We start from the raw sequence: 16,425 nt of genomic DNA on the forward strand, positions 1-16,425 counted from the left end.
CCGAGTGGGCTTGGTCCGGGTGTCGGAGTGGCGGCCGGGTGGGCTCGGTCCGGGTGTCGGAGTGGCGGCCGAGTGCGCTCGGTCCGGGTGTCAGAGCTGCGGCACGAGGTCCTGTTCGGTCCAGATGGTCTTGCCGTCGGCGGTGAAGCGGGAGCCCCAGCGCTGGGTGAGCTGGGCGACCAGGTACAGGCCGCGCCCGCCCTCGTCGTCCGGATGGGCCCGGCGCAGGCGCGGTGAGGCGGCTGCCGCGTCGGAGACCTCGCAGATGAGCCGGCGCCCGTGGACCAGGCGCAGTTCGATGGGAGTGCGGCCGTAGCGGATGGCGTTGGTCACGAGTTCCGTGACGACCAGTTCGGTGGTGAAGGCCAGGTCCGCGAGGTCCCACGCGGTCAGCAGCGCGCCCACCTTCGCGCGGGCCTCGGCCACCACTGCGGGGTCGGCGGGGAGCTGCCAGGTCGCCACCCGGGAGGGGGCGATGCCGCGGGTCCGGGCGGTCAGCACCGCGACGTCGTCCTCGGACCGCAGGGCTCGGAGCACCTGGTCGCAGGTCTGGTCCGGGCTGCCCTGGGCGATGGACAGCGCCTGCCGCACGGTCTGTGCTCCGGCGCCGGGCGGGGTGCGGCGGTAGCCGCTGTGGAGGACGAGCACCGAGCCCTCGGGGAGTTCGGTCTCGGTGGTCTCGAAGGTGATCGCGCCGGTGCCCAGCGGCGGTCCGGCGGACAGCGGGACGGATTCGGCCGGGGCGCCGGGGCGGCGCAGGGCCGGAGCGGGGTGTCCGGCGCTGGCCAGGGTGCAGCGGCGGGCCACCGGGTCGTAGACGGCGTAGAGGCAGGTCGCGCCGATGCCGGCCGAGGTGTCCGCGGGCTCCCGCTGGGCCGGGCGGCGCTCCTCGCGGTCGAGCTGGGTGACGAGGTCGTCGAGGTGGGCGAGGAGTTCGTCGGGCGGCAGGTCGAGATCGGCCAGGGCGCGCACCGCGGTGCGCAGCCGGCCGGTGGTGGCGGAGGCGTTGATCCCGCGTGCGGTGACGTCTCCGGCGACGAGTGCGACGCGGGTGCCGGACAGCGGGATGACGTCGAACCAGACGCCGCCGGTGTCGCGTCCGTTGTGGGCGGGCAGGTAGCGGAAGGCGACGTCGAGCGCGTCCTGTTCGGGGGTGTGGTGCGGCAGCAGGGTGCGCTGCAGGGCGAGCGAGATGTCGCGTTCGTGGGCGTAGCGGCGGGCGTTGTCGATGCAGGTCCCGGCCCGGGTGACGATCTCCTCGGCGAGCAGCAGGTCGTCCTGGTCGAACGGTTCCGGCCGCTGATGGCGCAGGATGGCGGCCACGCCCAGGGTCACGCCGCGCGCGGTGACCGGCACGAGCAGCAGGGAGTGCGGCCGGGGACTGCCCGGGGTGGGGGAGAGGATGACGGCCTCGGCCGGCCCGAGCTGGTGCAGTGACGGCCCGGCGCCGCGCAACGCGGCGAGGAACGGAGGCAGCGGCGGGTGGAGCGCCAACTGGCCTGGCAGGACCGGGCTTTCGGGGCAGCCTTCGAGGACCGACGCCTGCGCGCAGCGCAGCAGGGTGCTGTCGGCCTGGTCGGCGGCCGGTCGGCCGGGCCGCAGCAGGCTCTCGTACAGGTCGATGGCGGCGAAGTCGGCGAACCGGCCGACCAGGGTGTCGGCCAGTTCCTGGGCGGTGCGGGTGGCGTCCAGCGTGCTGCCGATCCGGTCGCAGGCGCTGGTGGCGAGCAACAGCCGTTGCCGGGCCCGGTGTTCCAGGGAGACGTCGATGGTTGAGGCGCTGACTCCGCTCACCGTGCCGGTCTCGTCGATCAGCGGGGTCATGAAGACGTCCCAGGCGCGTTCCCGGCCGCCGCTGGGCGGGGGGCTGACCATTCTGGTGTGCGTGGGCCTGCCGGTGCGCAGGGCCTGGCGCTGGAGTTCGGCGAACTCCAGGAACGGGGGGAAGGGGTGGATCTCGTCGATCCGCCGGCCGAGCATCTCCGCCTCGTCCTGCCCGGCCAGTTCGACGATCTGCGGGTTGGCCCGGACCAGTCGGGCCTGCGTGTCGTAGAGCGAGGTGGCGATCGGGGACTGCGTGAAGGCGCGTTCGACCAGGCGGGCGACCCGGCGCTCGGCGGGTTCGAGGAGCAGTACCCAGCGCCAGCGGTCGTCCCCGGTCCGGCAGGGGTGGGCCTCGACGCCGATCTCGATCGAATGGCCGTCGCGGTGCCGGGCCCACAGCAGGCCGTACCAGGAGTGCCCCTCGGCCACGGCCCGCCGTACGGGCGCCGGCAGCGGTGCGCGGAGCAGCCGGCCGACGGGGCGGTCGACGACCTCCTCGGCGGTGTAGCCGAGCAGTCGGTGCGCTGCCGGGGTCCAGAGCGCGACCAGGCCGCGGCCGTCGAGGACGGCGGCCGGCCGGGACTGCTCGGGGGCGGCGGGGTGGGTTTCGGTGGTGCTCGTGCTGCTCGTGCTGGTCATGGGGGGACTCCGTTCATGGGGGCCGCGCCGTCGTTCCCGGACCATGGCCTGGACCGACCGTTGCTCGCGCGGAGGAAGGGCGCGTGACGGAGCCGCCGAAGCCCGGACAGGAGGTTCCGTACTGTCCCCACCGTGCCGCGGCCGGCCTCCCGCGCGGCTCACCTGATCGGCCGAACCGCCGGAGGAGCAGCCGCCCCACGTCCGTGCCCCGGACTCGTCGGCCGGACAGCCCGCGTGCGCCCGACCCGAGGCGCCGGTCGCGCCCCTCCACCCGGCGGTGGATGCGCGCGTCATCCGGTCGGGGGACCGGCCGGCGGACTCCGCCACGGCCGGGCCCGCGCAAGCTGGGAGACCGAGGGTTCGAGATCGTGTCAGGCGGTCCCTTCGGCCAGCTTCCACTCCCAGGACACGGGTGGCAGCTGCCAGTCCTTGTCGAGGACCGTGGTGCCGAAGATCTTCAGCTTGGTGAAGAAGGAGCCGGTGATGTCGAGCCCGCCGTAGAGCGCCCAGTTCGCCTGTGCGTTCGGCGCACTCCCTGCGCCCTGTGCGCCGACGGTGGCCTTCAGGTAGGGCTGGGTGTCGGCGGCGACTCCCACCGACCCGTAGAGACCGAGGGCGGTGTGGCTGCCGATGCCCGCCTTGGCCGTGGCGGTGCCGCTGATCCGCGAGGAGCTGCCGCTGCTGGTGGGGGCGGGGCCGGACAGGGCGCTCCAGCCGCCGTTCGCGTCGTAGCGGGCGCCGACCTGCAGCCTGCCCTGGGTGTGTTCCTCGGCGTCGACGGTGATCTTCCCGTCGGCGGAGACGTCGTAGAAGTAGTCGACCTTCAGGTTGAGGACGATGGGGACCGGTCCGAGCCACACGGTCTTGTCGACGTTCACCTCGGCCGCGGGGATGTGCAGGGGCTGGTGCCCGGTGTCGTAGGCCGCGGATCCCTGGGCGTGCACCTCGACGCTGTGGCTGTAGTCCCCGGCGAGGCCGATCTCGGCCTTCGACGGGGCGACGCCGTACCAGTGGGCGCGCTGGTAGGAGAAGAGCAGCTCCGGGTGGAGGTCCAGCTGGGCGTGGAGCGCCGAGCCGTGGCCCGGGGTCGGTTCGACACCCGGCGGCATCGGCACGTCGACGTCGAAGCTGACGCCCGGCGAACCGGCCTGCCCCGCCACGGTGTTGACCTTTCCGCCGGCCGAGGAAGGGCTGACCTTGAGGTCGGCGGCGGTGAGCGGCACGGTGAGGTCGGCGCTGGCGTCGCCCAGCGCGTCGACCAGGGTGGCCGGGACGGTGTCCACCGCGGTCGAGCCGTCCGTGCCCGGGTGGACGGCGGTCACCTTCACCAGCGCGCCGTGCGGCGTCGCACCGGTGGCGGGGCCGGCGATCACATCGCCGGGGCGCAGCTGCTCGGCGCTCTGCGGCGTGCCCGGCGGGGAGCCGCCGACGAGCAGCGCCGAGCCGTCCGCGTCCAGTCGCGCCAGCCGCAGGTGCGCGACCGGGGCCGGGGTGACGCCGCCGTTGGCGCCGGGACGCAGCACGGTCGCGGTGTCCGGGTCGGCCGGCGGTCCGGTCACCTGGAGCACCGGGGGCACGTGGCCGGCCGAGCCGTCGGAGGCGGCCGTGGCGGAGGCGACCGGGACGAGCACCACGGTGAGGGCGAGCGGCACGGACAGCAGACGCAGGCGGGACGTCATGGGGATCCTTCCGGGGAGAGGCCGCCCGACGGGGCGGTGCTTGCCCCCGGCGATGGGGGGCGAGGGCGTCGCCGACGAGCGCGCGGATGCGGCATGGGGCGACCAAGGGCCTGATGGAAGGGAATCCCACGGTGTGCGGGCGGGGCAAGGAGAAACATTCACGGTGCGGATAGCGGTTGCCTATCGTGGTCCGGGTCCGGGTCCGGGTCCGGGTCCTGGTTCGGGTCCTGGTTCGGGTCCTGGTTCGGGTCCGCCGACGACTCGGATCCGCTGTGACGGGGCCGCCGCCCTGCTCCTGCGTCACCCGCCGCCGGGGCGACGCCGGGCGACGTGTGCGCGGATCTGCGGCACCGACATTCCCCGATGGCGCTCCGGCGGTGCGTCCCGCCTTCTACGATCTGGAGGAATGCGTTTCGGCTGCGCGGTGGGCATCCGCCGCACGGAGGGCGGGGGCTCGGGGATGGACGCGGTACGGGAGTCGGCGCGGGCCGGCCGCATGGTGTTCTTCGAGGAGTCGGCGCGCGACGGAGCGCAGGCCAAGACCCTGATGAGCGCGGACTTCCGGGTGCGGCTGGCCCGGGAGCAGGGGGCGGTCTTCGGGACGGACGGGCCGCGGCACGTGGTGTTCGCCGCCGGGTTCCCCTCGGTCTGCGCGCAGGAGTTCGAGGCGACCCGTCAGGTCGCGCTGGAGGCCCAGGAGTCGGTGAGCCCGGCCGCGATCTGCCGGGGCACCACGGCGGACGTGCGACTGGCACTGAGCGCGGTGCGCGGTGCGGCGCACGCGCGGGTGATGGTGATCGTGGCGGCTTCGGAGGCGACCGCGCGGGCCCTGGTCCACTGCGGCGCCCGTACGGCGCTGGCGCAGGGGCTGCAGGTGGTCAAGGAGGCCGTGGACCTGGCGGACGGTGTGGCGGTGGACGTCTGCCTGGTGGACGCACCGCGGGCCGACCACGCCCTGGTGGCCGAGTACGCGGGGGCGATGACGGCCCAGGGGGCCGGGACGATCGTGCTGGCCGACACGGTCGGCGACCTGCTGCCCGGCCGGACGCGCGAGCTGTTCACGCGGGTCGCGGCGGGCGCGGGCCCGGACGCGGTCCTGGTCTCGCACCTGCACAACGACCTCGGCCTGGGGCTGGCCAACACGCTGGCCGCGCTGGAGACCGGCGTCCGGGTGGCGGCCTGTTCCTGGCTGGGCATGGCCGAGCGCAGCGGCATGGTGGCCACCGAGCAGGTGCTCTTCCTGCTGGCCCACGACCCGGCCAAGGCCGCACAGGTCCTGGGAGCCGACTGCCGGCCGTGGTGGACGGCCCCGGACCTGACCCGGCTGCCCGGGATCGCACGGATGGTGTCGGCCGAGACGGGAGTGCCGCTGACCGTCACCACCCCGATCGTGGGCACCGGGGTCGCCACCATCTCCACCGGCACCCCCTTCACCCACCCGCGGACCTTCCAGCCCTACGACCCCGAGCAACACCTGGGCCTGCCGGCGACGGTGGTCCTGACCCACCTGGCCAGCGCGCGGGTGCTCCACGCGGTCGCCGAACGGCTCGGCCACCACCTCGACCCCGCCCAGACCCGCACCGCCCTGGCCTGGGTCAAGGACCGCGCCTACCGGCTCGGCCGGGCCGTCGTCGCCGACAGCGACTTCGCCGCCTACCTGGACGGCCTGACCAGCGCCCACGCCTCCGGAACGGACACCCATGCCCGCCCCTGACCCGCTCGACACCGCCGCCGCCGACCGTGCGCTGACCGCCGGTCAGGCCGTGATCCTGCCCAACCCCAGCCCGCTGACCTACGTCGTCGCCGCCACGACACCCCGGGCCGTGAACAGCGCCAAGGCACGGCCCGCCGACCAGGAAGTCGCCCTGTGGGCCCACCACGACACCGCCTGGCACGACCTGGTGCCCGCCCTGCAACTGCGACCCGGTGCCCTGCGTACCGCGCTCACCCTGCTGCGCGACGAGCTGGTCACGCTGCTCGTGCCGGTCCGAGCCGACGCCGCGCCACCCGACTGGGCCGGTGCGGCCCTGCGCGGCGGCCACCTGCTCCTCTTCGGCGCCCGCTGGCAGCCCCTGAGTCCGCTGCTGGCCCGCCACCCCCGCCTGTACGTCAGCAGCGCCAACCGCACCGGACGGCCACCGGCCGCCACCGCCGCCCAGGCCGCGGCGATGTTCGGCCCCGGCATCCCGATCACCGACGCCGACCGCCTGCGTTCCACCGACACGCCGCACGCCGCCACCACCATGCTGCGGATCGCCCCGGACGGGCAGCTGACCCACGTTCGGCCCGGAGCCCAGGACCGCGCCCACGGCCCGGACCCTGCCCGCTACCTGGAGCATCTCGGCACGTCGGTCGGCCGCGTCTGATCGGCTTTGATCAGCCTCACGGTGGCGGCCCGGGTGCGGCACCGTCCCGTGGCCGGTGTGCCCTGCCCGCCGGCCGGCACCCCCTGACGTGACCTCAGCTGCTCACACAGCCGACGGTTCGACCACGCCCGGCCGTCAGGAGGCGTTCGCCGGGATGGACGATACTCGGGGCCGTCAGCACCCCGGCCCGGTACGGCTGGTGTGCACCCGGGACCACCAGTGCCCGGCCCGAGCCCGCTCGGACCGGCCGGCAGAGGAGAACGATGTCCACAGGTATGTCGCGGCGCCAGGGCGTACTCGCCGGTCTGCTGGTGTTGATCGCACCGTTCACCGTCGCCGCGGCGCCGGAGCGGGCCGCCGGCCACCGGGGGCTGCCGCTGGGCGCCGCCGGTCTGCCGGAGACCCGCAGCGTCCAGCGGATCGCCCCGGGGGTGAGCCTGACCACCATCGTGCGGGGGAGGGTCTCGCCGGCCGACCACTGGACGGTCGACGTGGCGGTCCCCACCGGTGTGGTGCCGCCCACCCTGGACCCCGACACCCCGCAGTCGGTGCTCGGCAGCCGGGCCAACGCCGAGGCGATCGCCGCCAAGCTGACCGCCGCCGGCTATGCCCCGACCGTCAGCGAGCAGGACAGCCCGGCCTTCAAGGACTTCGCGGGCGGTCCGCAGGGCTACGTGGTGCGGGTCGGGGCCTTCGCCGACCAGCCCTCGGCCACGGTGCTCGCGGGCACCCTCGCGAAGCTCGGCTACGCCACCTCCACCCTCAACACCGGGATGGACAGCACCCAGGCCGACGGACCCTGGGTGCTGCACGAACTGGTCATCGACCCGGAGCAGTTCAAGGGCACGATCGCGGAATCCCACGGCGGCACCATGACCGGGCGCCGCACCACCAGCCAACTGGCCACCGCCGCGGGCGCGCTGGCGGCGGTGAACGGCGGCTTCTTCGTGATCAGCCCGAGCGACGGAACGCCCGGCGAGTCGGCGGGCATGGTGGTGGAGAACGGCAAGGTGCTGCGCGAGAGCACCGACGGCCGCATCACGGCCATCCTGCGCGACGGCGGCAGGCAGCTGCAGTTCGCCAAGCTGACCACGCGGCTGAGCGTCTCGGCCGGTGGCACCCGGCACACCATTCAGGGGCTGAACCGGCCCGCCGGACTGATCCGGGACTGCGGCCACCCCGGTGAGCAGCCCACCGGCAAGCCGCTGATGGACGTCACCTGCACCAACGCGAACGAATCCGTGCTGCTCACCCCGGAGTTCGGTGCCGCCCCGCCGACCGGACCGGGCGAGCAGGCGGTCCTCGACGCGAGCGGCCGGGTGGTCTCCCTCGGTGCCCGCGACGGGGCGGCGGTACCGGCCGGCGACTCGGTGCTGCAGTCGATCGGCACCGAGGCCGGCTGGCTGGCCGGCGCCGTGCAGGTCGGTCAGCAGGTCACCCTGCAGACCCGGGTGACCGACGAGCACGGCCGCCCGGTCACCTTCGGCCCGCACGACTCGGTGGTCAACGGCGGCCCGCAGCTGCTCGAAGGCGGCCACGAGGTCATCGACCCGGTCGCCGACGGCGTGGCGCACCCGGGCGACCCGTCGTACTTCTACGGCTGGGGCATCCGGCGCAACCCGCGCACGGTGATCGGCAAGGACGGTCAGGGCCGCTTGGTGCTGCTGGAGGCCGACGGCCGCGAGCCCGGCTACAGCCAGGGCCTGAGCCTGGACGAGGAGGCCAAGGCCCTGCGGTCGCTCGGCGTGGTCGCGGCCATGAACCTCGACGGCGGCGGCTCCTCGGCCATGTCCGTGGCAGGCGGCCTGGTCAGCAGGCCCTCCGACGCCACCGGCGAGCGCCCGGTGGGCGACGCGGTGGTGGTCGTCCCGGCGGCTGCGTCGACGGGCGCCTGACGCCGAGGGCCGGCCTCATCAGGGTTGGGCTCTTCAGGGGTTGGGCTCCTCAGGGTTGGTCCCTGCGGGTATCAGGGTACGGAGCGGGCATGGCTGAGATCCTGGTGGAAGAGAACTTCGCGCACATCGACGGCGGCGACATGAACCTCATCCTCGACCTGCTCGACGAGTTGTCCCTGGAGGCCGAGCCCACCGCACCGCGCAGCAGTGGCAGAGGCCGCCACTGGGAACTGACGATGCACTGGCAGCCCGCCACACCGGTGCCGGCCGGCCTCGACGCCACCCTCCCCGGGGTGATCGCCCGGATCCGGGAGCACTTCGAGAGCGCCGGGAAGCAACTGCCCAGCACGGTGACCCTCTACGACCGGGACGGGCGGCTGCTGCGGACCTTCGAGCCGGACGCCCGGTAGCAGCCGGGGCGCCTGGTCGCCTGGTCGGCAACGCAGTGAGGGCCCGGCGACTGCCGGGCCCTCACGTTCGTAGCGGGGACAGGATTTGAACCTGCGACCTCTGGGTTATGAGCCCAGCGAGCTACCGAGCTGCTCCACCCCGCGTCGGTTCCTCAACTCTACGGCATCCGGGAGGGTGCTCCGTACCGCGCCGGTCCCGCGGCCACGGCGGCGCTCCTGGCCCGCCTCGGTTGGCCCGCCTCAGCCGCGGCCGGGGCTGGACCTCGGCCGCCCGATTGCGCGAGCGAATCGGATTCCCGGACAGCATTTCCGAGTGGTCCGCGCATGCGTTCGATGGCTGTGCAGGAAAGTCGCGGATGAGATCATAGGAATGATGCGGAAATGCCTTCCTAATATATCATCGGATTCTCTCTTCGAGCATATGTTTCCTGGTGTGCTCTGCGGCCTCAGGTGTAGGCTCCATTTCCGGACGTTGGTGAACGACCAATGTCCGTGAATTCGTCGTGCACAGCCGCAGTTGAAGGCGAGCGAGCGCATTGAACAGCCCCGTGAACGGTCTGCTGGACGGTCCGGCGAGTGCCGAGGCCGCGCTGGCCGCGGCACTCGCCCCGGACAGCGGCCACGGCCCGTATGCGTCGCTGGCGGTGCTGCGCGAGATCGCTCCGGTCTTCCACTGGCGGCAGGGAAATCTGGACACCCGTTTCCTGACCCGCTTCGCCGACTGCCAGGCCGCGCTGAGCGATCCCGGGTTCATCGTGCCCGACCGGGACTGGCTGCTGCGGGAGCGGCCGGACTGGACGGGGCACCCGGCGGCGGATTTCTTCTACTCCTCGCTCCTCGGCACGAACGGGCCCGGGCACGAACGGCTGCGCCGGCCGGTGCAGCGGGCGTTCAGCGCCAGAAGGGTCGCGGCCCTGGCGGCGGCCGTGGCCGGGCACGTCGACGCCCTGCTCGACCGGTTCGCCGATGCCACCGCGCACGGTGGTGCGGCGGACTTCCAGGCCTTGGTGGGCTATCCGCTGGCGGTCGCCGTGGTGGGCGAGGTGATCGGCGTCCCCCGGGCGGACCAGGAGCGGTTCCACCGGCTGGGGCGTGGGGCCGCACGGCTGCTGGAGCCGGTGCGCACGGCGGCGGACTGGCAGCGCGCCGACCAGGCGGTGCTGGAGCTGCGCGCGTACTTCGCCGACCTGCTGGCGCAGCGGCGGGCCCGCCCGGGCGAGGACCTGGCCTCCAGCCTGCAGGCCCACCCGGATCCCGCCGAGCCGCCGCTCGGCGGGCAGGAGCTGGTGGACCTGCTGCTGCTGGTCTTCGTGGCCGGCTTCGAGACCACCGTGGGCCTGCTCGGCACGGCGGTGTTCGCCCTGCTGACCCACCCCGACCAGCTGGCCCTGCTGCGCGCCGATCCCGCGCTGCTGCCCGGCGCGGTCGAGGAGTCGCTGCGCTGGGACGGGCCGGTGCTGATGACCGAGCGGCTGGCCGCCCGCCCGATGGAGCTGGGCGGTACGAAGGTCCCGGCGGGCGGCAGCGTGACCACGGTGCTCGGCGCGGCCAACCGCGACCCCGCGCGCTATCGGGACCCGGACGCGTTCCTGGTACGGCGTGCGGACGTCCGGGTGCTCAGCTTCAGCGCGGGGGCGCACTACTGCCTCGGCGCGGGGCTGGCCCGGCTGGAGGGGTCCGTGCTGCTGGAGCGGCTCTTCGCGAGGTTCCCCGCGCTCGCCCTGGCCGGCGCGCCGGTGCGGCGCGAGTCGGCCGCCCTGCGCTCGTTCGACGTGCTGCCGCTGGCCGCCACCGGCTAGGCCGCCGGGCGCCCGAGCCGGCGCCCGGCCCCTGAGCCACCGTTCGGCATCTGAGCCACCGTTCGGCATCCTGAGCCACCGCTGTACCGCCCTCCCGTCGAAGGACGTGCCCGTGAACTTCCTGCATCGCGAACGTGCCGTACTCGAAGCGCTCATGCCCGGCCTGGACCAGGACCTCGCGCGGTACTCGCTGGCCGAACTGGAGAGCTCGCCGAGCCCGGCGATCCAGGCGTTCCGGGAGGCCGGCGGACCAGGACTGCTGGTGCCCACGGACAACGCCGGCTCGGGGGCGAGCGCGCTGCAGGCCGTCCGGGTGCAGCGCGCGGTGGGCGCCCGCTGCCCCTCGCTCGCGGTGGCCACCACGATGCACCACTTCTCGATCGCCGGGCTGGTCGAGGCCGCCCGCTACGGCAACGGCCTGGAAGGGCTGCTGCTGGAGGCCATCGCGAAGGACCGGATGCTGGTCGCCTCCGGGTTCGCCGAGGGCCGCCCGGGCCAGAACATCCTGAGCCCGCACATCACCGCCGAGCGGCGCGGCGAGGTGATCGTGCTGAACGGCAGCAAGATGCCGTGCAGCCTCTCCCGGTCGATGGACCTGCTGACCTGCTCGGTCGTGCTGCGCGGCGAGGACGGCGTGGACCGGCTCGGCGTCGCCCTGGTCCCCGCCGGCACCCCGGGCATCACGGTGCGCCCGTTCTGGGGCACGCCGATCCTGGCGGGTGCCGAGAGCGACGAAGTCGTGCTCACCGACGTCGAGTTGGACCCGCAGATGGTGGTGCCCACCGAGGTCACCGCCGACGCCGTGCCGGATGCGCTGAACGTCGCGGGCTTCCTCTGGTTCGAGGTGCTGCTGACGGCCGGCTACCTGGGGGTGGCCAGCGCGCTGGTGGAGCGGACCCTGCTGCGCCCGGGTGGCACGCAGGACGATCCGACCCCCTATCTGGTCGCGATCGAGGCAGCGATGCTCGCGGTCGAAGCCGTCGCCCGCGCGATGGCGGACGAGGAGTGGAACGACGCCCTGCTGGTCCAGGCGCTGACCGCCCGCTACGCGGCGCAGGACGCGATCGCGCGTACCACCAGGACCTGCCTGGCGGCGCTGGGCGGCATGGCGTTCATCGGCTCCCCGGACGGCTCGTACCTGGCTTCGGCCGCCGTCGGACTGACCTTCCACCCGCCCGCCCGCAGCCGGATGGCCCGCCCGTTGCGGGACTTCCTGGACGGTCATCCGTTGCGGATCGGCTGAGCCGGTGCAGCCGACCAGGAGTACCGCCGAAGAGCCGGGCTGCCACATCGAACTGCTGCACAGCATCGATGAGTTGCCGCCCGGGGACTGGGAGCGGCTGGCCCCCGCCGACGACCCGATGTGGGCCCGCGGCGTCTTCACCGCGCTGGAGTGCAGCAGCGTCGGGCCCAGCGGCTACGCCTACCTGACACTCCGTCAGGACGGTGTGCTGACAGCCGTCCTGCCGCTCTGCCTGTTCCGTGACCTGCGGCTGGACCGGGTCGTCGGGCCGCGCGAGCGGCGACTGCTCGCCCCGGTGCGCAGGCTGGCGCCCCGGCTGCTGCGGGTGCCGATGCTCTTCTGCGGCAACCTGCTGGGCCAGGGGCACGTGCTGGCCCCGGGAGAGCTCGGCGAGGAGGCCGCCCGGAAGCTGGTGGCGGCGGTGCTCGACTTCGCGCGGCGCGAGCGGCTGGGCACGGTGGTGTTCAAGGACTTCGCCCCGGCGGACCTGGACCCGCTGCGCACCGCGCTGCGAGCCGCCGACTTCTTCCTCGTGCCGAGCCTGCCCGACACCGAACTGCGCCTCGCCCAGGGCTCGTTCGAGGAGTACCTGGCCGCACTGCCGGCCAAGCCGCGGCGCAACGCCCGCAGCAAGATCCGCAAGTTCGAGGCCCGGACCGAGCTGCGGATCGAGGTGCTCGACGAGTTCGGCCACCTGCTGCCGCAACTCCACTGCCTCTACCGGCAGGTGATGGACCGCGCCGACCAGACGCTCGACCTGCTCGACACCGCGTTCTGGGCCGCCGTGCAGGGCGGGGAGGGGCTGCGCCGCCGCCTGGTGGTCTGCTTCGAGGGGGAGCGGCCGGTCGCCTTCCTGCTCTGCCTCTTCGCGGGCTCGGGGGCCACCGGCGCCCGGATCGGCCTGGACTACCGGCTCGCCCACGAGGCGCGGCTCTACCACAACGTGCACTACGCGGCGATCCGCCTGGCGATCGCGGCCGGCTGCCGGCACATCCGCTTCGCCCAGACCGCCTACCAGCCCAAGCTCGAACTGGGCTGCGAGCTGGTCGAGCAGTGGTACGCGATGACCCACGTCCGCCCGCTGCCGCGCGCGGTGCTGCGGCGACTGCTGCCCCGGGCACTGGGCGCGGCGCTCGCCGAGGCGCTCGGCCCGAACGCCCCTGCCCCTGCTGCTGCCCCGGTCGCCCCCGGGCCGGCCCCGGAAGACGAACGCCACGAGGAAAGGTCGCGTCATGCCACGCGTTGAAGTGGATCTGCGCATCGCCGTGCCACCCGAGCAGGCCTGGGCGGCGGTGGTGGACGTGCTGGGCTACCCGGAGTGCATGGAGAGCGTCGACTCGGTCGAGATCGTCGACCAGCCCGACGAGAGCCACCGGACCACCGCCTGGTCGGTGCGGCTCAAGGGATCGGTGCTGTGCTGGACCGAGACCGAGCTGATCGACCACCAGGCGCGCCGCTTCGACTTCGAGCAGCTCAGCGGCGACCTGGGGGAGTTCGCCGGACACTGGGCGGTGCGGCCCGCGCCGCCCGGCGGCAGCACCGTCTCGCTGCACGTGGACTTCGACATCGGCATCCCGCTTCTGGCGCAGATGCTCAACCCGGTGGCGGCGGACGCACTGCGGGAGAACGCGGCGCAGATGCTCGCGGCCCTGGAGCAGCGGCTGCTCGGCGGGCCGCCGGCAGGTGATCCGTCCGTCCAGGAGGCCACGGCTCGGCCGCTGTCCGGTTCGGAGGCGCTGCGGTGAGCGGCGCCCCGCGGACCGGCCAGGCCCGCGCCGCCGAGGCCTTCGACCGGCTGCGCCGCCACCTGTCCCCGAAGCTCGCGCTGACCGGGAACTTCGCCGGGCGCGGCGCGGTGGAGGAGCACGCCGAGGGCTGCCGGGTGACGCTCTCCGACGGCCGCACCGTGCTCGACTTCGGCTCCTACGCGGTCACCCTGCTCGGGCACCGCCACCCGGCGGCCGTCGCGGCGGTGCGCCGGCAGCTCGACGCGATGCCGACCTCCACCCGCAGCCTGGCCAACCCGGTCGCGGCCGAGGCCGCCGCCTGCCTCTCGGCCTACCTGGGCGACGCGCTGCCCAAGGTCTACTTCGGACTCAACGGCGCCGACGTGGTGGAGGTCGCGGTCAAGCTCGCCCGGCTGGCCACCGGGCGCGGACGGGTGGTGGCGGTCCGCGGCGGCTTCCACGGCAAGTCGCTCGGCGCACTCGCGCTGACCCACCATCCGCTCTACCGGGCCGGCCTGCTCGGCTGCCGGGCGGACGTGGTCCACGTCGACGCCGACGACCCGGCAGCGGTGCTGCGCGAGGTGGCCGGCGGCGAGGTCGCCGCCGTCGTCCTCGAACCGGTGCAGGGCGAGAACGGCGCCGTCCCGCTGGCCACCGGCGTGCTGCGCCAGTGGTGCGAGGACGCCGCCCGGCACGGCAGCTTCGTGATCGCCGACGAGATCCAGTGCGGACTGCGCCGGTGCGGGGAGCGCTCGGTGGCCCTCGCCGACGGCCTGCCGGTGGACGCGGTGCTGTTCGGCAAGCCGCTGGGCGGCGGTGTGCTGCCGCTGTCGGCGCTGCTCTGCTCGGAACGCATGTACGCCCCGCTGGCCGCCGATCCCTTCCTGCACTCCGCCACCTTCGGGGGCCACCCGCTGGCCTGCGCGGTGCTCCCCGCCGTGCTGCCCGTGATCGAGGAACTGGCCGAGCACGGGCGGATGTTGTCCGCAGCGCTGGACGAGGAGCTGGAGCGCCTGCGCGAACGGTATCCCGCGGTGGTGCGCGAGGTGCGCGGACGCGGGCTGCTGCGCGGGATCGACTTCTGCTCGCCGCAGGCCGCCGGCTCGGTGGTGGTCGAGCTGGCGGGCGCGGGGCTGCTGGTCTCGCCCTGCCTGAGCAGCCCGACCACCGTGCGCCTGCTGCCCCCACTGGTCAGTACCCCGGCCGACGTCGCTCAGGCGGCCGGCATCCTCGACGCCGCGATCGCGGTGGCCGAGCGCACCGTGCCGGTGACCAGCGCCGGTTGACGCCACCGGGCGCAACTGCCGCACGACGCGGCGGAAGGAACGACCACATTGCCCACTCGCGAGGAACTGGCCCTGACGGTCAGAACGGTGATCTCGGACGTGCTCGGCACCGAGCCCGACGAGGTGCACGAGCGGACCAGCCTGCTGGACGACTACGGGATCGACAGCCTGGAACTCATGGAGATCGGGGCCCGGTTGGAACGCACCCTGAAGGTTCGGATCGAACTGCAGGACCTGACGGCAGCTCAGAACGTCGGTCACGCCATCGATCTGCTGCAGCACCGGCTGGCGGTCCCGCAGTGAGCGGCCGCCACCCCTCCGGCGGTCACCGGGTCGCCGTCACCGGCATCGGTGTGAAGTCCCCGGCCGGCAACGACCTGGACACCGCGTTCGCCTCGGTGCTGGCCGCCAGGTCCACCGCAGCCCGGGTCGAACGGCTGGTCGAGCACGACCTGCCGGTGCACTTCGCCTGCCTGGTACCGCCGTTCGACCTCGACGCCTACCTGACCCGGCGCGAGTCACGGCAGATCGACCGGACCACCCAGCTGCTGCTCTGCGCGGCGACCGACGCCGTCACCGAGGCCGGGCTGCCCGCCGACCAGCCGGCCGACCGGGTGGGCGTCCAGATCGGCACCGGTATCGGCGGCCTGCCCAGCATGGAGGCCGTCACCATCAGCCACGCGGACCGGCCCAGGGACATGCCGGTGCACACGGTGCCCCGCACCATGGCCAACTCGCCCGCCTGCCGACTGGCCCTGCGCTACGGCTTCCAGGGCGCCTGCACCACCTATGCCAGCGCCTGCGCCAGCGGCACCACCGCGCTCGGCGAGGCGGCGCGGAAGATCCGCTACGGCGAACTCGACGTGGCGGTGGCCGGCGGGGTCGACTCGGCGGTCAGCACCGTCGTGATGGGCGCCTTCGCCCGGATGCGGGCGATGTCCACCAGGAACGGCGACCCCGCGCAGGCCAGCCGTCCCTTCGACGCGGACCGCGACGGGTTCGTGATGGCGGAGGGCGCGACCGTCCTGGTCCTCGAACGCTGGGACGCGGCGCGGGCGCGCGGCGCCGTGATCCACGGCGAGATCGCCGGGTACGCCGAGAACTGCGACGCCTACCACATCGTCGCCCCGCACGAGGAGGGCGAGGTGGCCGCCCGCTGCATGCGCCTGGCCATCGCCGACGCCGGGCTCTCCCCGACGGACATCGGCCACGTCAACGCGCACGGCACCTCGACGGTGCTCAACGACCGGGCCGAGGCGCGGGCGATCCACCGCTGCTTCGCCGGCCAGTCGCCGCCGGTCACCGCCGTCAAGGGCGTCACCGGCCATCTGATCGGCGGCTCGGGCGCGTTGGAGGCCGCACTCGCGCTGCGCTGCGCCGCGCGCGGCCTGGTGCCGCCGGTCGCCAACCTCACCGCCAGCCCGGAGGCCGACCTGGTCGACCTGGTCGGCGGGACTCCGCGCGGCGTCGCGCCGGCCCATGTGCTCTCCAACTCCTTCGGGTTCGGCGGCCAGAACGCCTGCCTGGTGCTCGCGCCCGCGCCCTGAGGCCCGCCGC

General features: G+C 74.0%; 13 protein-coding genes and 1 tRNA gene. 11 read left to right on the plus strand and 3 right to left on the minus strand.

Annotation, left to right across the window (positions count from 1 at the left end):
- Positions 1-90: 90 nt before the first annotated feature.
- A complete protein-coding gene (locus tag OG500_RS36245; protein WP_329586706.1) occupies positions 91-2,463 on the minus strand; it encodes a SpoIIE family protein phosphatase in 2,373 nt (790 codons plus the stop codon).
- Positions 2,464-2,834: 371 nt separating this feature from the next.
- Positions 2,835-4,142, minus strand: coding sequence for a hypothetical protein (locus OG500_RS36250; protein ID WP_329586709.1), 1,308 nt, complete (start codon positions 4,140-4,142; stop codon positions 2,835-2,837).
- A 406-nt stretch (positions 4,143-4,548) separates the two neighbouring features.
- Here OG500_RS36250 and OG500_RS36255 point away from each other — a divergent pair, with 406 nt between their 5' ends.
- The 4 genes from OG500_RS36255 to OG500_RS36270 all read left to right on the plus strand — a co-directional run bounded on the left by OG500_RS36255 (position 4,549) and on the right by OG500_RS36270 (position 8,813).
- On the plus strand, positions 4,549-5,856 hold the full coding sequence (locus OG500_RS36255) for a 2-isopropylmalate synthase (protein WP_329586712.1): 1,308 nt from the start codon (positions 4,549-4,551) through the stop codon (positions 5,854-5,856).
- Complete coding sequence (locus OG500_RS36260; RefSeq protein WP_329586715.1) at positions 5,843-6,508, plus strand: hypothetical protein; 666 nt, start codon at positions 5,843-5,845, stop codon at positions 6,506-6,508. Before OG500_RS36255 ends, OG500_RS36260 begins: the two co-directional genes overlap by 14 nt.
- A gap of 263 nt (positions 6,509-6,771) precedes the next feature.
- On the plus strand, positions 6,772-8,403 hold the full coding sequence (locus tag OG500_RS36265; protein ID WP_329586718.1) for a phosphodiester glycosidase family protein: 1,632 nt from the start codon (positions 6,772-6,774) through the stop codon (positions 8,401-8,403).
- An 89-nt stretch (positions 8,404-8,492) separates the two neighbouring features.
- Positions 8,493-8,813 (plus strand): hypothetical protein, encoded by a 321-nt coding sequence (locus OG500_RS36270; protein WP_329586721.1) that lies wholly within the window; start codon positions 8,493-8,495, stop codon positions 8,811-8,813.
- Positions 8,814-8,883: 70 nt separating this feature from the next.
- Here the strand turns inward: OG500_RS36270 and OG500_RS36275 are convergent.
- Positions 8,884-8,957, minus strand: a tRNA-Met gene (locus OG500_RS36275).
- Positions 8,958-9,349: 392 nt separating this feature from the next.
- Here OG500_RS36275 and OG500_RS36280 point away from each other — a divergent pair.
- The 7 genes from OG500_RS36280 (at position 9,350) to OG500_RS36310 (ending at position 16,415) form a co-directional block, all read left to right on the plus strand.
- Positions 9,350-10,612 (plus strand): cytochrome P450, encoded by a 1,263-nt coding sequence (locus OG500_RS36280; RefSeq protein WP_329586724.1) that lies wholly within the window; start codon positions 9,350-9,352, stop codon positions 10,610-10,612.
- A gap of 112 nt (positions 10,613-10,724) precedes the next feature.
- On the plus strand, positions 10,725-11,855 hold the full coding sequence (locus tag OG500_RS36285) for an acyl-CoA dehydrogenase family protein (RefSeq protein WP_327071133.1): 1,131 nt from the start codon (positions 10,725-10,727) through the stop codon (positions 11,853-11,855).
- Positions 11,856-11,859: 4 nt separating this feature from the next.
- Complete coding sequence (locus tag OG500_RS36290) at positions 11,860-13,101, plus strand: GNAT family N-acetyltransferase (protein WP_329586732.1); 1,242 nt, start codon at positions 11,860-11,862, stop codon at positions 13,099-13,101.
- The gene (locus tag OG500_RS36295; RefSeq protein WP_329586735.1) at positions 13,088-13,600 is read left to right on the plus strand and encodes a type II toxin-antitoxin system RatA family toxin; all 513 of its coding nucleotides are present in this window, start codon (positions 13,088-13,090) and stop codon (positions 13,598-13,600) included. Before OG500_RS36290 ends, OG500_RS36295 begins: the two co-directional genes overlap by 14 nt.
- A complete protein-coding gene (locus OG500_RS36300) occupies positions 13,597-14,868 on the plus strand; it encodes an aspartate aminotransferase family protein (protein WP_329586737.1) in 1,272 nt (423 codons plus the stop codon). The genes OG500_RS36295 and OG500_RS36300 overlap by 4 nt, the downstream gene beginning before the upstream one ends.
- Positions 14,869-14,916: 48 nt before the next feature.
- Positions 14,917-15,171 (plus strand): acyl carrier protein, encoded by a 255-nt coding sequence (locus OG500_RS36305; RefSeq protein WP_327071137.1) that lies wholly within the window; start codon positions 14,917-14,919, stop codon positions 15,169-15,171.
- Positions 15,168-16,415 (plus strand): beta-ketoacyl-[acyl-carrier-protein] synthase family protein, encoded by a 1,248-nt coding sequence (locus OG500_RS36310; RefSeq protein WP_329586740.1) that lies wholly within the window; start codon positions 15,168-15,170, stop codon positions 16,413-16,415. Before OG500_RS36305 ends, OG500_RS36310 begins: the two co-directional genes overlap by 4 nt.
- Positions 16,416-16,425: the final 10 nt, after the last annotated feature.

It is taken from the genome of Kitasatospora sp. NBC_01250, assembly GCF_036226465.1.
GTDB lineage: Bacteria > Actinomycetota > Actinomycetes > Streptomycetales > Streptomycetaceae > Kitasatospora.

Excerpts from the sequence above, each read along its gene's own strand:
- OG500_RS36265 (WP_329586718.1), top strand. The coding sequence starts at position 6,772 with ATGTCCACAGGTATGTCGCGGCGCCAGGGCGTACTCGCCGGTCTGCTG.
- OG500_RS36255 (WP_329586712.1), top strand. The coding sequence starts at position 4,549 with ATGCGTTTCGGCTGCGCGGTGGGCATCCGCCGCACGGAGGGCGGGGGC.
- OG500_RS36295 (WP_329586735.1), top strand. The coding sequence starts at position 13,088 with ATGCCACGCGTTGAAGTGGATCTGCGCATCGCCGTGCCACCCGAGCAG.
- OG500_RS36245 (WP_329586706.1), bottom strand. The coding sequence starts at position 2,463 with ATGACCAGCACGAGCAGCACGAGCACCACCGAAACCCACCCCGCCGCC.
- OG500_RS36270 (WP_329586721.1), top strand. The coding sequence starts at position 8,493 with ATGGCTGAGATCCTGGTGGAAGAGAACTTCGCGCACATCGACGGCGGC.
- OG500_RS36250 (WP_329586709.1), bottom strand. The coding sequence starts at position 4,142 with ATGACGTCCCGCCTGCGTCTGCTGTCCGTGCCGCTCGCCCTCACCGTG.
- OG500_RS36260 (WP_329586715.1), top strand. The coding sequence starts at position 5,843 with ATGCCCGCCCCTGACCCGCTCGACACCGCCGCCGCCGACCGTGCGCTG.